The organism is Blautia caccae (assembly GCF_040095955.1).
GTDB classification, from domain to species: Bacteria; Bacillota; Clostridia; order Lachnospirales; family Lachnospiraceae; genus Blautia; species Blautia celeris.
Map to the genome: position 1 here is coordinate 163,590 of NZ_JBBMFP010000010.1, position 14,433 is coordinate 178,022.

Annotated in this window: 12 protein-coding genes and 1 tRNA gene; 6 read left to right on the forward strand and 7 right to left on the reverse strand. The window is 47.3% G+C overall.

Features of this window, described 5'->3' with window-relative positions; genetic code table 11:
- Positions 1-201: 201 nt before the first annotated feature.
- On the reverse strand, positions 202-1,275 hold the full coding sequence (locus tag WMO65_RS13010; protein ID WP_033141431.1) for a LacI family DNA-binding transcriptional regulator: 1,074 nt from the start codon (positions 1,273-1,275) through the stop codon (positions 202-204).
- A gap of 163 nt (positions 1,276-1,438) precedes the next feature.
- Here WMO65_RS13010 and WMO65_RS13015 point away from each other — a divergent pair, with 163 nt between their 5' ends.
- The 4 genes from WMO65_RS13015 to WMO65_RS13030 all read left to right on the forward strand — a co-directional run bounded on the left by WMO65_RS13015 (position 1,439) and on the right by WMO65_RS13030 (position 7,487).
- On the forward strand, positions 1,439-3,142 hold the full coding sequence (locus WMO65_RS13015) for a family 43 glycosylhydrolase (RefSeq protein ID WP_148392817.1): 1,704 nt from the start codon (positions 1,439-1,441) through the stop codon (positions 3,140-3,142).
- A 128-nt stretch (positions 3,143-3,270) separates the two neighbouring features.
- Positions 3,271-4,647 carry a YfcC family protein gene (locus WMO65_RS13020; protein ID WP_033141433.1) on the forward strand — a complete coding sequence of 459 codons (1,377 nt, stop codon included), beginning with the start codon at positions 3,271-3,273 and terminating at the stop codon, positions 4,645-4,647.
- Positions 4,648-5,045: 398 nt separating this feature from the next.
- Positions 5,046-6,467 (forward strand): MFS transporter, encoded by a 1,422-nt coding sequence (locus tag WMO65_RS13025; RefSeq protein ID WP_033141434.1) that lies wholly within the window; start codon positions 5,046-5,048, stop codon positions 6,465-6,467.
- 30 nt (positions 6,468-6,497) lie between these two features.
- A complete protein-coding gene (locus WMO65_RS13030) occupies positions 6,498-7,487 on the forward strand; it encodes a uroporphyrinogen decarboxylase family protein (RefSeq protein WP_033141435.1) in 990 nt (329 codons plus the stop codon).
- Positions 7,488-7,545: 58 nt separating this feature from the next.
- On the opposite strand, the gene glyA is transcribed toward WMO65_RS13030, so the two are convergent.
- The 4 genes from glyA to WMO65_RS13050 form a co-directional block, all read right to left on the reverse strand.
- Complete coding sequence (glyA, locus tag WMO65_RS13035) at positions 7,546-8,784, reverse strand: serine hydroxymethyltransferase (RefSeq protein WP_033141436.1); 1,239 nt, start codon at positions 8,782-8,784, stop codon at positions 7,546-7,548.
- 123 nt (positions 8,785-8,907) lie between these two features.
- A tRNA-Phe gene (locus WMO65_RS13040) sits at positions 8,908-8,980 on the reverse strand.
- A gap of 165 nt (positions 8,981-9,145) precedes the next feature.
- Positions 9,146-10,039 (reverse strand): fumarylacetoacetate hydrolase family protein, encoded by an 894-nt coding sequence (locus WMO65_RS13045; RefSeq protein ID WP_033141437.1) that lies wholly within the window; start codon positions 10,037-10,039, stop codon positions 9,146-9,148.
- A 146-nt stretch (positions 10,040-10,185) separates the two neighbouring features.
- Positions 10,186-10,617 (reverse strand): Lrp/AsnC family transcriptional regulator, encoded by a 432-nt coding sequence (locus tag WMO65_RS13050; protein ID WP_052099459.1) that lies wholly within the window; start codon positions 10,615-10,617, stop codon positions 10,186-10,188.
- A 232-nt stretch (positions 10,618-10,849) separates the two neighbouring features.
- Between WMO65_RS13050 and WMO65_RS13055 the strand changes: the two genes are divergently transcribed.
- Complete coding sequence (locus WMO65_RS13055) at positions 10,850-11,785, forward strand: agmatinase (RefSeq protein ID WP_148392816.1); 936 nt, start codon at positions 10,850-10,852, stop codon at positions 11,783-11,785.
- 305 nt (positions 11,786-12,090) lie between these two features.
- Here WMO65_RS13055 and WMO65_RS13060 read toward each other — a convergent pair whose 3' ends face one another.
- On the reverse strand, positions 12,091-12,939 hold the full coding sequence (locus tag WMO65_RS13060; protein WP_148392815.1) for a hypothetical protein: 849 nt from the start codon (positions 12,937-12,939) through the stop codon (positions 12,091-12,093).
- Positions 12,940-13,184: 245 nt separating this feature from the next.
- Here WMO65_RS13060 and WMO65_RS13065 point away from each other — a divergent pair, with 245 nt between their 5' ends.
- Positions 13,185-13,871, forward strand: coding sequence for a site-2 protease family protein (locus WMO65_RS13065; RefSeq protein ID WP_054351972.1), 687 nt, complete (start codon positions 13,185-13,187; stop codon positions 13,869-13,871).
- A 20-nt stretch (positions 13,872-13,891) separates the two neighbouring features.
- Here WMO65_RS13065 and WMO65_RS13070 read toward each other — a convergent pair whose 3' ends face one another.
- Positions 13,892-14,389 (reverse strand): DUF2798 domain-containing protein, encoded by a 498-nt coding sequence (locus tag WMO65_RS13070; RefSeq protein WP_148392814.1) that lies wholly within the window; start codon positions 14,387-14,389, stop codon positions 13,892-13,894.
- Positions 14,390-14,433: the final 44 nt, after the last annotated feature.

The following is a 14,433-nucleotide window of genomic DNA, read 5'->3' on the forward strand; positions in this document are numbered from 1 at the left end:
TATTTACACAACTATTTTTATTTTTAAATCGTTTAAGTATGTGCACATTGTACAATTCTTTATTTTGATAAAGCCTTTTTTGCGCTGTTCCCCCTTTCATTCTTTGTACAAAACCACAAAAAAACAGCCTCCAGGGGATGTGCTCCACATTTCCCCGAGAGGCTGTAAAATTTTTCTGTTTTCCTTACTTGTACCATCGTTTCAGGAACTTGTACCATTGCTGCTTTTTTGTCCCTGACTGATATTTCTGACGGATTTACGCAGCAGACGCTGGCATTTCACCTGGTAGACTGCTTCTGTTTTCTGTTCCGGAATCTCTTTTTCAAGAAGACCGATCATCACTTCCCCGGCACGGTATCCGATATCGTGCAGAGGCAGGGTAATGGTGGTCAAAGGCGGTTTATAATAACTGGAAAGTTCCCTGTTGTCATACCCTGTTATGGAAATATCCTGTGGAATCTTAAGTCCCAGCTCATCCAGACGGTCATATACGCCGCCTGCCATCAGGTCATTCATGCAGAAAATGGCTGTCACCCCTTTTTCCAGCAGTTCATCTGTATACATGTATCCTGCAGGCCGCGTCCAGTCTCCTGTCTTTACAAGCTCCGGGTCATACAGGATTTTATGGTTCAGCAGGGCTTTCTGGTATCCGATCAGACGCGCCTGCATATGAAGGCTGTCCGCTTTACCTGTGATCACCCCAATCTTCTCATGTCCGTTCTCAATAAGATGATTGACAATATCCAGCGCTCCGTGCTCGTCATCCACCACAACGGAAGGCACCTTACCGCTTCTTGTATAGCCGTATGCCATCACCGCCGGTATGGGAAGGTCCTCGGGAATACACCGTATCACACGCTCATGGGCTGTCACATAGATGATTCCCTCCACCTGCTTTGCCATGAGTTTTTTGATCTCCTGCTGCACAATCCCGTAAAAATCCGTTCTTCCATAGTAAGTGTCATTATATTTCTTATAGAGCCTTAAGTTGGTCAGCAGTATCTGGTAGTCCACTTCCTCACAGTATTCTGTTATCCCGTCTATGATATCCGGAATGCTGAAAATGGTCATATCCTCAGCAATAACCCCTATGCTCCTGGAATTCTTCGTCTTCAGGTTTTTAGCCATGTAGTTGGGCATATAGTCCATCTCCCTGGCCACCTTCAGAACCATTTCCCTTGTATTCTCACTGGCCCCCGGCTTGTCGTTCAGAATATTCGACACCGTAGCCACCGAGACATGACATGCCTTTGCAATTTCTTTGATCGTAGCCATAATTACCCCCGTACCGCATCGGCGGACTGCCCGCCGCATCCTTTACTTAAACGTTTTATATATTAATTAAATACTTGTTTTTACCTGCTTGTCAACCCTTTTCTTTTGTGTTAAGATGAAAATACTCTTATTTTGTTAAAACATCTGCCCAAAAGGAGTTATTATGAAGAACATGCATATACTTCCCTGGGATGATTCTCTCTGCAGAAAAGGTCAGAAAACGGCCTGGCTGCGTCCTTATACCCTGGATTGGAACAATCCGGAATCTGACAGTCTTCACCTGGAATACAGCTACAACGGGTCTGACTGGTATCAGTTAAACGGAAACAATGGAATCTGGTTCCCGGATTTCGGTTCCAAAAGGCTGCATTCCCCATCCATTTACCAATTAATCAACGGCACTTATCTGATCGCGGCGTCTGACGCGGTATATGAGTCCAGCATGCATCTTGTATGCACAACAGATTTTATCCATTATACGGGAGCAGTCTGCACAGACAGGGATTATGAATTTGAACAGCTCTACCCGATCACACAGAAGCCGGCCCCAAACGGCGCCGTTGAAATTCCGATGGAAATTCTCTCAGAACTTCAAAAAAATTACGGAAAACCTGAGCCGGTGCTACTGCACGCGGTGGAGGAAGTCCATATCACCGCAAAACCGGGAGAAAAACCGCCTTTTCCGGAAAGAGTCACTGTGGAGTATACAAACGGTATGCAGGAAGAGCGGAAAGTCCGCTGGAATCTGTCCGAAACTGATAGGATAACCAAGGACTGCCAAACCTGTGAGGTGACCGGCCGCCTGGAGGAGACACGTTTTCCAAATCCCTTTATTTATCACAGAGCGGACCCGTTTATTTACAAGCACACGGACGGTATGTATTATTTCACAGCATCCCATACCGATATGGAGCACAATCTGGACGGAAAATACCAGTATCTTTACATAATCCTGCGCCGGGCTTCCACCCTGGGCGGGCTGGCAGACGGTTCCGGGGCCTATGAGGAAAAGGTGGTCTATGAGCGCCGGCCCATAGCCGGAGGCACCTTAAGCCCTCATATCTGGGCACCTGAGATCCATTATATTGACGGAAAATGGTATATTTATTACACCACCACCATATCGGAGGAATCCTCCTGGCGCATCCGCCCCCACTGTCTGGAGTGTAAAGACCGCGATCCCCTAACCGGGACCTGGGAGCAGAAAGGCCCGGTGGTCACTGAGGTAAAAGGCGATATTGCTTTCACGGATTTTTCTCTTGACCATACACATTTTGAACATAAAGGAAAACATTATTTTCTTTGGGCGCAGAAAACAAACAATATCTCTGACATTTTCATTGCACAGCTCTCAAACCCTTGGACGCTGTGCACCCCGGCTGTCCGCCTGTCCCATCCGGAATACGCCTGGGAGCTGCACGGGTTCCCCGTAGATGAAGGTCCCGGCATTATCAAACACGGAGGTAAGATATTCCTGACCTTCTCCGGCAGCGGCACAGACGCCCTGTACTGCGTGGGACTCCTCTATGCAGATGAAAATGCAGACCTTCTGGATGCTGCCTCCTGGAAAAAACTTCCCTTCCCCGTATTCCAGAGCAGTCGGGCCACCGGCCAGTTCGGACTGGGACACAACAGCTTCACCAAATCAGACGACGATACGGAAGACCTGATCATCTACCACGGACGCCAGGAGGAACGCTACCTGGTTGATGAGGATTACCAGCCCCTTTACGACGCAGGGCGCAACGCCTCCGTGGGCAAAATATTCTGGGATGAGGACGGAATGCCGAATTTCTCCGTGCCCTCTGAGAGAATCACGCGCAGGGAGGAAGACTTAACCGTCCGGGCAGTGATAACAATAAAATAAACGTATGACAGGAAAGAAAGAGTTCAGCGGTGAAAAATTCCCCTCCTGATTTCAACAAAAATTCAACAAGTTATTCATATACTTTTGTATCATACGAAAGCAAATCAAGAAAGAAGGAGGAAACACAAATGAACAAAAAGAAACACGAATTTCCGCATGCATTTGTCATTCTGTTTGCCATTTTGGTATTGATGGTGATCTGCACATGGCTGGTTCCTGCGGGGCAGTACAACAGAGTGGAGGTAGACGGAAAACAGGTCGTGGATGCGGACAGCTTTCAATATGTGGAATCTTCTCCTGTAGGTTTTATGGGATTATTCCAGTCCATTCCCCAGGGAATCCAGGATGGAGCGGCTTTGATCACCATGATCTTTACAATCGGCGCCGCAATCGGTCTTGTAAACAGTACGGGGGCTTTAAAAGCCGCAGTCATGACACTATCCAAAAAGCTGGGTGAAAAGCACAGTAAACTGGTATTGATCGGTATTATGGTCTTCTTTCTCTTCATCGGAGGGTTTCCCGCAATGCTGGAAGGCACGATTCCCTTCGCAGCCGTCTGTATCCCCATCTGTCTTGCACTGGGATACGACGTCATAACAGGGATATCCGTCGTATTCATTGCAGATATCGTAGGGTGGTCCGCCGGCCCGGCAAACTATTACACGGTTGGAAACGCCCAGATCATCGGCGGCCTGAAACTGTTCTCCGGTTTTTCCTACCGTATGGTGGCTCTGGTCGTACTTGGTTTGGTCAGTATCTTCTACGTGATCCGCTATGCTGAAAAGGTTCGGAAAGACCCATCAAAAGGACTCATGGCCGGACAGGACTATTCTGATCTTGCAGGGGACCAGGAGGAAACTGCGTTTACCGGACGCAGAAAACTGGTGGTTGTGGTATTTATGGCTGCTATCCTTCTCATCGTTATCGGCTGTCTGAAATGGGGATGGGGAATGCCGGAGATGTCAGCCGTCTATATCATCTGCGGGATCGTATGCGGAATCATTGCAGGCTACAAGAGCGGCAAGATTGCAGACGAGCTTTTAGAGGGAGCCAAATCCGTGTTTATCGCGGCGATGGCCATTGGAATGGCAAGGGCCATCTCTGTTGTCATGCAGCAGGGACTGATTCTGGATACCATTATCCACGGTCTGTCCGGTGTGCTGGCGGGACTGCCTGAAAGTCTTACCAGTATCGGAATGCTGGTGGTACAGACCATTCTGAATTTCTTTATCCCTTCAGGAAGCAGCCAGGCACTGGTTACCATGCCCGTACTTATGCCTGTTGCAGAGATAACCGGACTCAGCAAACAGCTTACCATCCTGGCTTTCCAGTTTGGAGACGGCCTGAGCAACCTCTGTTATCCTACTATGGGCGCACTGATAGCATTCCTGTCTTATGGACGTGTTCCTTTTAACAAATGGATAAAATTTATCATGCCTTTTATGCTTCTGGCATGGGGTGCCTGCATTATCCTTCTTATTGCCGGCACTATCATCGGATATTAGAAATCTTATACACCATTCTGTCACGCAGTTTCATCCTGCCTGCCGGAATGGTGTTTTTCATCCCCCTCATTCCGCTGTAATTCTGAAAAAACATCTCCTCTCTTCTATTTGCATTCCCAATTATCAAAATAACCACAAATTATATTGACGTTATTTTTTACAGATGATATAATCCACATATAACATTTGCAATATATTTATTTGCATAAGTCGGTCAGGAGGTGAATTTTAAAAAGACGTCATAAATATCATTGCAGACAACACAGACGGAAAACAGCGACAACAAAGCCATACTGTACTGCCAGCCGCCGGCATCTGTACACAGCCGCAGATTTTGCAGCGACAGAATGGCCGCCTGTTAAGATGCCCATCAGACCGGGCAGCAGAAAGGAGAAGATATGGGGGATTCAGATGGAGGGAAGAAGCGAAACGGAATCAGCAGATCCCTGAAAAGATTTTTTGGTGTGGGGGACTTTGGCTTTTCCTTTATGACCAATATTGAAACGTATTATTTTACTTATTTCCTGACAAATATTGCAGAATTTTCACTCCCGATCGTTACCATGATCACAACCATAGCCAGTGTAGTGGATGCTGCGCTGTCCTGGATATACGGAGTTATTCTGGACACATTTAAGCCTATGAAATGGGGGCGCTACCGCTCCTGGCTGGTGGTCATCCCATGGCTGGTGCCATTTCTTTACGCATTCCAGTTCGTACGCGTGGGAAGCGGAACCGCAGCCGTGGTGATCATCATCGCAGCCACGATCACAAGCCATATTGCATGGAACATTCCATTCGTAGCCAACATTTCCATGATCAACATGGCTTCCAAGACCCCGGAGGACCGCATGGCTCTGTCCTCATCAAGAGCTATCTGGCAGTCTCTGGGCAGGGTATTTTATTCCTATGTAGGCCCGGCAGTGGTAGCTGTCATGGCCGGTATTGTTGGAGAAAAGAATTCCTACGGCGCCACAGCCTTTGCCTTTGCCGCACTGATGGCAGCCGGTTACTTCGCGCATTTTAAAATGTTTGAAGGCTACGAGGAAACCGGTGCCCAGGAAATTGAGAGGATGCGGCGTGAACTTGCGGAGAAGAAAGCCCGCGGCCGCCAGGATAAGGGAAACGGCCTTCTGAAGTGCCTCACCACCAATCCCTACCTCTTAGGGCTGACCGTAGCCGACCTGGCAAAATATATCTACAGTTTTGTCGCCAGCGGCATTGCCGTATATTATTTCACCTATGTTGCGCACAACAAGGACTTGACTGCTACATTCATCCTTATCTCCAGCCTACTGGGAGTTGCAGCTTCTTATCTTTCCAAAACAGCAGCCAAAAAGTTCTCTGCCAGAAACACTGTCATCTACGCCTATCTTGCCATGGCAGTTGTGCTTGTGCTGGGATTTCTCTTCTATCGGCAGCCCTGGGCAGTGATCATCCTGGTCAGCCTGGCTCAGTTCTTCTGCACCATGACAAACGCGTGCGGTCCCGCTCTCTATGCGGACTGTGCCATTTACAGCGAATACAAAACCGGAAAAAATGCCACCGGACTGATCATGGGACTCAGCAACATCCCACTGAAGATTGGCGTGGTGAGCCGCGGCATTTTGATCAGCGCCTGTCTCGCCATCGCAGGCTTCAATCTGGAAACTGTGGAAAAAGGGATCACGTCCCCGCAGTTAGAGCGCGGAATCAGCATGGGCTTTACGATCATTCCCGCCATTGCCGTAGCTCTGGGTGCTGTCATCATGATTTTCGGTTTCCGCCTCACAAGGGACAAAATAGAAAAATATTCTGCAGAACTGGAAAAACGGAAATAGTATGTGAATAAGAAAAGGAGGAATAATATTATGTTAACCAAACGTCAAAACCTTATGGAGACGATCAGAGGCGGCAGTCCTGACCGCTTTGTCAATCAGTATGAGGCCTTCCGGCTCATTCAGAATCCTCTTGGCGGACACAATCCCAACCCCAAATACGGGGAGATGAATGTAAAGAATGCCTGGGGTATCACACGTTCCTGGCCCAAGGGCACACCGGGCGCTTTCCCTGTGCACACGCCTGAAAAGGTGGTGATCAAGGATATCCGGCATTGGAGGGATTATGTACATGCACCCAGTGTCAAATTCTCTGACGCGGAGTGGGAGCCTTTTATCAAACAGGCAGAGGAGACAGACCGCAGGGAATCTTTTGTTATGCCTTTTGTAGCCCCGGGCCTTTTTGAACAGTGTCACCATCTGGGGGAAATCCAGACCACCCTCATCAATCTGTACGAGGAACCGGAAGCCATGCATGAACTGATCGATTACCTCACGGATTTTGAACTGCAGCTTGCAGAGGAGATCTGCACACACCTGAAACCGGACGGCCTGTTCCACCACGATGACTGGGGCAGCCAGACCTCCACCTTTATGTCCCCGGCCATGTTTGAGGAGTTCTATCTGCCGGGCTATAAAAAGATCTACGGATACTATAAATCCCATGGTGTGGAACTGATCGTACACCACTCGGATTCCTATGCAGCTACCTTTGTGCCCTATATGATCGATATGGGCGTGGACATCTGGCAGGGCGTCATGACCACCAACCGGATACCGGAACTGATTGAAAAGTACGGCGGCAAAATTTCTTTCATGGGCGGGATTGACAGTGCCAAAGTGGATTATGAAGGCTGGTCCAGAAATGTCATTGCAAGAGAGGTCAAAAGAGCCTGCGATGAAAACGGAAAATACTATTTCATCCCCAACGCATCCATCGGCCTCCCCACAAGTACCTATGAGGGGGTATATGATGTGATAACCCAGGAGATTGACAAGTACAGCAGAGAAGTCTTCGGATAAAAAAAGATAAAAAAACTGCCGGACACGGGTATTTCCCGGTCCGGCAGTGCTGTATTTCTTATGCATTCAGCGGATATTTATCTGTCAGTTCCTTCACAATAGCCTTGGCTTGCTCTTTCTTCTCCGGTTCTTTCACCATAATGGCAATAGCCTCTGCAATCTTATCCATGTCTTCCTCATTCATTCCCCTGGATGTCACTGCTGCTGTTCCCAGACGTACACCGCTTGTCACAAACGGTGATTCCGGGTCATTGGGAATGGCATTTTTATTGCAGGTGATGTTTGCTTCATCCAGCAGGTTTTCCATGGCTTTGCCTGTCACCCCTGTGCCTCTTAGATCCACCAGCATCAGATGGTTCTCTGTGGTTCCTGACACAATGTTGATACCGCGTTTCAGAAGGCCGTCGCAAAGCGCTTTGGCATTCTTCACAATGTTTTTCTGGTACTCTTTATATTCAGGCTGCAGCGCCTCTTTTAAGCAGACTGCCTTGGCAGCTACCACGTGCATCAGCGGGCCGCCCTGGATTCCCGGGAATACGGCTTTGTTGAAATTGAATTTTTTCGCAATCTCAGCGCTGCACATAATCATACCGCCCCTTGGGCCTCTCAGTGTCTTGTGGGTTGTGGTGGTGGTCACATGCGCATACGGGATGGGGCTTGGGTGTACGCCTGCTGCCACCAGACCTGCGATATGGGCAATATCTACCATCAGGTAAGCACCTGCCTCGTCGGCAATCTCCCTGAATTTCTTGAAATCAATGATTCTGCAGTAGGCACTGGCGCCGGCCACGATCAGCTTTGGTTTTGACTCCAGCGCAATTTTGCGGACTTCCTCGTAATCGATCACACCCTCATCATTTACTCCGTAAGGCACAATGTTAAAGTATGCGCCGGAGAAGTTAGCCGGGCTTCCGTGTGAAAGGTGTCCGCCGTGGGCCAGATTCATGCCCATAACCGTATCACCTGGCTTCAACATGGCAAAGAACACAGCCATATTTGCCTGCGCACCGGAATGGGGCTGTACATTCACATATTCACAATCAAACAGTTCTTTTGCGCGTTCTACAGCGAGACGTTCCACTTCATCCACACATTCGCAGCCGCCGTAGTAGCGTTTTCCCGGATATCCCTCCGCATATTTGTTTGTCAGCGGGCTTCCCATAGCAGCCATGACTGCCTTGCTTACCCAGTTTTCTGATGCGATCAGCTCGATGTGGGAGTTCTGACGCTCAACCTCATCATTAATACACTTCGCTATTTCCGGATCTGTTGCCTGAATTTCTTCCAATGAATACATGTTTTCCAATCCTCACCTTTCTTATAATTAACCTTAGAATCCGCTGTGCGGATACTTTACCGACAATATCTTTCTTATAAAGATATTTGTTTTCCACCGAAAGACATTTGCCGTGTAAAAAAATGCCCAGAGCCGGAATCGAACCAGCGACACGAGGATTTTCAGTCCTCTGCTCTACCAACTGAGCTATCTGGGCATGTATGGGAATACGATAACAATACACCGTTTTCTCAAACAACACTGCAATATTATCATATTCCCTTTCATATTTCAATAGTTTTTTTCATTTTTTTACATTAATCTGGTAAATTGTTACTATTCACAAATCTATGAACTTCAGCGGGCTCTGCCCTGTACACAATTACACAATTGTGTTCCTGATACATCCAATACCTTCAATTCCGCACTCCACAACATCCCCGGGATTCAGGAATCTTGGGGGAATCATCCCCATTCCCACCCCTGCCGGTGTTCCCATGGCAATGATGGTGCCGGGCTTTAATGTCATGCCCGCAGATAATTCCGCGATCACATGGGGAATATCAAAAATGAACATATCCGTACTGCTGTTCTGCCGCAGTACCTCATTGACCCTGCTCTTGATGGCCAGCTTCGGCGGTCTCGGAACATCGTCCTCTGTGACGATAAATGGTCCCATGGGGGTGAATCCATCCAGGCTCTTTCCAAAATACCACTGCTTATGGCGTGTCTGCACATTTCTGGCACTCACATCATTGATCACCGTATAGCCGAATACATAGTCAAACGCGTCTTCCTTCTTTACATTCTTCGCTTCTTTCCCTATGATAACTGCCAGCTCCGCTTCGTAGTCCAGGCTGTCCACCAGCCCGGGATAGGAGGGAATGGTACCTCCGTCAGGTGTTGCCTCATTCACGCGTTTGGAAAAATACACTGCGTAAGGACGTTCCTGATCGAATTGCTCTTTTTTAAAACGGCTGGACTCCACTGCATGCTCCCTGAAGTTCATGCCCAGACAGATCATATCCTGTCTCGGATGGGGAATCGGGGCACACTGGACAACATCTTCATAACGCAGAAGCCTTCTGTCCGGCTGGTCACAGGCCTGTTCCATAATCTTCCTCTGTTCCGGGGTTATATTCTCGATCAGATCATTCATATCCCTGAAATGAATCCCCAGATCTTCAATAGGGATAAAACGATGGAATGCAAAGGAGCACATCAATCCCAGCCGTTCCTTATCATCACCCTGCAGTTTATATGTAAGTAATTTCATGTTTTTTCCTCCTCATGCAAAACACCCGTCAAAGATTTCAGCACGTTACAACATAAAATTTCGTTATACATAATAGTATCACAGTTTTCCGGTGTTTTCCACTAAAATCTCATAAAATTTTATGTTATTTGCATAAATATTATTCCTTATTCCGGCAATTCCTTCTTAGAGAATTTTGACGAGAGGATCACCGATGACACGGTATTACCGAACTTTCCCAATTCTCCCAGGAGTCCCTCGAACTGCCCGGTATCCGGGACAAAGACCTTCATGGTGGCTCCGTAAACGCCGATGGTGTGGTACAGCTCAAGCACATAAGGGGAATCTTCACAATATCTGGCCAGTTTCTGCCAGCTGCTGCTCGGTATCTCCATGTTGATGAACGCTGCCATTCCTTTCTGGATCCTTCCTCTTTTTATAATGGTCCTGTATCCTTCAATGATCCCCTCTTCCTCCAGGCGCCGCACCCGTTCAGTGACCGCCGGGGAGGTGAGACCCACCAGGGTACCCAGCTCCTTCATGGAGATTCTGGCATTTCCCTGAAGGATATTCAGGATCTTTTTATCCGTACTGTCCATACGCCTCTGCCGCCTCCTGTCCATTCACTTTGTCCATTATAAGTCTTTCCCCACACCTTGTCCATCTATTTTCCCGTCTGTATACTACTTTTCATTTTTAAGAAAATCCATGAAAATACTTTAAATGTATAAGTCAGATGCCCCATATACCTTTTTCCCTCCATGTTCTTAATGACCAGTGCCTGCTACAATATAGACAGTTACAAAAATAGTTTTTCAGGAGGTATCCATCATGGAAAATATCAACTTACCCATTACAGGAATCTGTTCCTTTGCCAAATATCCTATCTGTACCGACATGGACACCCTGGACGCCGATATAGCGGTCCTGGGCGTGCCATATGACCAGGGCGCAGCCTGGTACGGAGGCCAGAGACTGGCACCCCGGGCCATCCGAAACATATCCACTGCCTATGCCAGAGGTGAGACCGGCTTCTACGACCCTGAGGAGGATGCCTGTCTTTTGGCCTCCCCCATCAAAGTTGTGGACTGCGGGGATGCGGATATGCTCCACGGTGACCGCGAATACTGTTTCTCTTCTATAGAAGAAAGTGTGCGCAGGATCATAAAGCGGTGTGCCGCCCCGGCCGTTATGGGCGGTGACCACTCCATCTCCATCCCCGTGGCAAAAGCACTTGATGAGATCGGGGAAACCATCAACATCGTACAGTTTGATGCTCATTTGGATTTTGCCATGTCCCGTGGCCCCCAGAAATACGGAAACGGCAGCCCCATCCGCAGAATGCGTGAAATGCCCCACATCGGCAGTATTGTCCAGATCGGCATGCGGGGTCTGGGCAGCAGTTCCCGTCAGGACTGGGAGGAAGCCAGGGCAGCCAACACCGTCATAACTGCCAAAGATTTTCACCGTCTTGGTGTGGAAAAAGTGCTGGCTCAGATACCGGCGGGCAAGACCTTCATCACCTTCGATATTGACGCCTACGACATTTCCCTCATGCCCGCCACAGCCGCGCCTTCTCCCGGGGGACTGCTCTATGATGAGACCTGCGAACTGCTCAGCGGCATCTGCGCAAAAGCGGACATCATAGGCTTCGATCTGGTGGAAACCGCGCCGTCCTACGACACTCCCGCCACTACCGGCTGCCGTCTGGCTGCACTGACCATGCTGCATATCATGGGGCAGATGACGAAAAAAACACTGGCATAATTCTCTTTCATTACAGAAACAGAAAATTTTACAGTTTCTCCAAGTAAGCAGCCTCCTGAGCCAGTAAGAATGAAACAAATCTTAACAATTATACACCGCAAACATACCCACATAGAGAGACAAAAAACACATCGATACGCTTTTCGATGTGTTTTTTAATACACTTCCTAATTTCCTCACTATCAGCCATAACTTTTCTCAAATACAGATCATGCTGTCCGGTGAGGATATGCGGCAACATGTAGTATGTATAGGACTTCTCGATTCCAGATATTATGATTATCCGAGTCCTAAATATAAAGTATCTATTTAAAGGTCCAATCACCGCAGCTATCAGGCTTTACCGTATTTAAATACTCTTTTATCTCATCTATGTGTTCCTCATCTTTAAAAAATCCACCTTCCGCACCTGGAAGCTGATAATTTTGTGCAATGTTCTTATCCTCGTCCAAAACGATCATTTTATACTCTTCCGTATCTTGAGAAAATGTTTCGTCCTTTAATGTATAATTTATTGTCATATTAATGGTATATAACCCTGGTTCCTCAGGGGAAACATCAACTGCTACGGCTTCAATTCCTCCAGGGCTAATTTTTAGATATTTTCCATAACTATGGATTTCAGTTCCCTCCAAACTACCACTATACATTGCTGTATATTTAGTATTTACTTTACTGCCTATGTTGCTGTCACTCTCAAATAACTGGATTTCAGCAGGCCCAGCTCCTTGACTGCCAAAATGTATTATAGTATCACACGTTGTATAGTCTAATATATTAATATCAATAGTATCTATCTTTATATCATAATCTGTATTATTATTCGTAATGTCGAAAGCAGGACGTATAAAAGAATCCGTTCTATAAAATTTATCATTGACAAGACAATAATAATAATCAGGATATATACCGGATGGCGCCGTCAAACTTACCCCTTTTTTATTTTCATTATCGTCCTCTGCATTATTGTAGTTAACATTTATATCACCACTCTCTCCATTAACGACAACACTTCCTCGATCTCCACTAGTAGTAAAATTTCCTACATTGCCATTATTATTTTTAATAACCTTGCTCCCACCATAAACAGCACCAAAAATTGATACGATAGCAGTTATAGCTGCCAATACAATTTTAGTTTTCTCCTTTCCCATAGCCCTCACCTCACATCATCATATATGGATATACGTGATATTATAACATAATCTATCTATAGTAACAATGCAAACGGCACCTCTTAATTGATCCATTACACCATATATTACTGTTGCCGTCTGACCGCACTGACCATGCTGCATATCATGGGACAGATGACGAAAAAAACACTGGCGTAATTCTCCTTCATTGATTATAATGGTTCAAAACGAACACATTATATATAAGATTGGAGGAAATGCTTATGCTTCGTTCCAGTTATTATCTTCAACAGCTCCGTGATATTCTGTATATTGCCCCTGTGGTGCTCATAGCGATCATGGGCCACGAATTTGCCCACGGCTGGGTCTCTGACCGGCTGGGTGATCCGACTCCCAGAATGGACGGCAGGCTGACGCTGAATCCGCTGAAACATCTGGATCCTTTCGGCACTTTGTGTCTGATTTTTTTCAGAATGGGATGGGCAAAACCCGTGAGGATCAACACCCGGTATTATAAGAACCGAAAATCAGGCATCATCATGGTTTCCCTGGCCGGTCCTTTCATGAATTTTATCCTTGCCTTTCTGTCCCTGCTTCTCTATGGCCTTCTTGGAAAATACGGAAGCGCTGACTCCGTGTCCGTCACCGTATTTATCCGGCTGCTGTATTATTCGGCAGTTATGAACATCGGCCTGGGGGTATTTAACCTGATTCCGATTCCGCCGCTGGACGGTTCCAATGTGCTGGCTGAATTATGGCCCGGTGTATCTGTCTTTTACCAGCGCATACGCCCTTACCGCACATGGATCCTGGTCATTCTGCTGGCAAGCGGTGCTCTGAGCCGGCCTCTGGGAACAGCAAATGCTCATATTTTCAACACCCTCTGGGGATTTGTGAAACTGCTGCTGAATCTGACTCCGCATATACCACAGACAAGTCCGTTCATATAATGCCAAAGCGGGAGTCCGGTTTACCGGGCTCCCGCTGCCGCTTCCCCGGCACACGCCTCCTTATCCTTAAACAAATGTCTGAAAATCCATCTCACAAACGGCCCCGCAAAAAATATCTGCCAGCAGAACGCCATGGGAAAGTTCAAAACCGTTGTCTGAAGCCATTTTGCGACAACCTGGGAATCCACCCCTTTAAAGAGAAGCGTAGCGATAAGACTCATCAGGGGACACATGATACACACCGTCATGGCTGACACCACAAGGATCACAACAATCTGCCTGTCTTTCCCCTGATCTGCTATGGAAAACGCCAGCTTCTTTGCCAGCGGCCCCGCAAGGAACATTTCCAGCAAAAACGCCGCGATTCCCATGATCACCAGTTCCCCAAAGGCCATTACGAACACCTCATTGGTAAGTCCTCCTCTGTCCAATGAAATGTTGTACACCACCAGTGCATAGACCATCACCACCACCATGAGAAGTGTAAAGATAACATCCTGAAATTTTGTTTTCGGCATAATAAATTCCTCCTTCTTCCGGCATCAAAAAAGGCAGCAAGATA

Bases quoted from the DNA above. Each gene is read 5' to 3' on its own strand.
- WMO65_RS13010 (WP_033141431.1), bottom strand. From the start codon at position 1,275: ATGGCTACGATCAAAGAAATTGCAAAGGCATGTCATGTCTCGGTGGCT.
- WMO65_RS13015 (WP_148392817.1), top strand. From the start codon at position 1,439: ATGAAGAACATGCATATACTTCCCTGGGATGATTCTCTCTGCAGAAAA.
- WMO65_RS13020 (WP_033141433.1), top strand. From the start codon at position 3,271: ATGAACAAAAAGAAACACGAATTTCCGCATGCATTTGTCATTCTGTTT.
- WMO65_RS13025 (WP_033141434.1), top strand. From the start codon at position 5,046: ATGGGGGATTCAGATGGAGGGAAGAAGCGAAACGGAATCAGCAGATCC.
- WMO65_RS13030 (WP_033141435.1), top strand. From the start codon at position 6,498: ATGTTAACCAAACGTCAAAACCTTATGGAGACGATCAGAGGCGGCAGT.
- glyA (WP_033141436.1), bottom strand. From the start codon at position 8,784: ATGTATTCATTGGAAGAAATTCAGGCAACAGATCCGGAAATAGCGAAG.
- WMO65_RS13045 (WP_033141437.1), bottom strand. From the start codon at position 10,039: ATGAAATTACTTACATATAAACTGCAGGGTGATGATAAGGAACGGCTG.
- WMO65_RS13050 (WP_052099459.1), bottom strand. From the start codon at position 10,617: ATGGACAGTACGGATAAAAAGATCCTGAATATCCTTCAGGGAAATGCC.
- WMO65_RS13055 (WP_148392816.1), top strand. From the start codon at position 10,850: ATGGAAAATATCAACTTACCCATTACAGGAATCTGTTCCTTTGCCAAA.
- WMO65_RS13060 (WP_148392815.1), bottom strand. From the start codon at position 12,939: ATGGGAAAGGAGAAAACTAAAATTGTATTGGCAGCTATAACTGCTATC.
- WMO65_RS13065 (WP_054351972.1), top strand. From the start codon at position 13,185: ATGCTTCGTTCCAGTTATTATCTTCAACAGCTCCGTGATATTCTGTAT.
- WMO65_RS13070 (WP_148392814.1), bottom strand. From the start codon at position 14,389: ATGCCGAAAACAAAATTTCAGGATGTTATCTTTACACTTCTCATGGTG.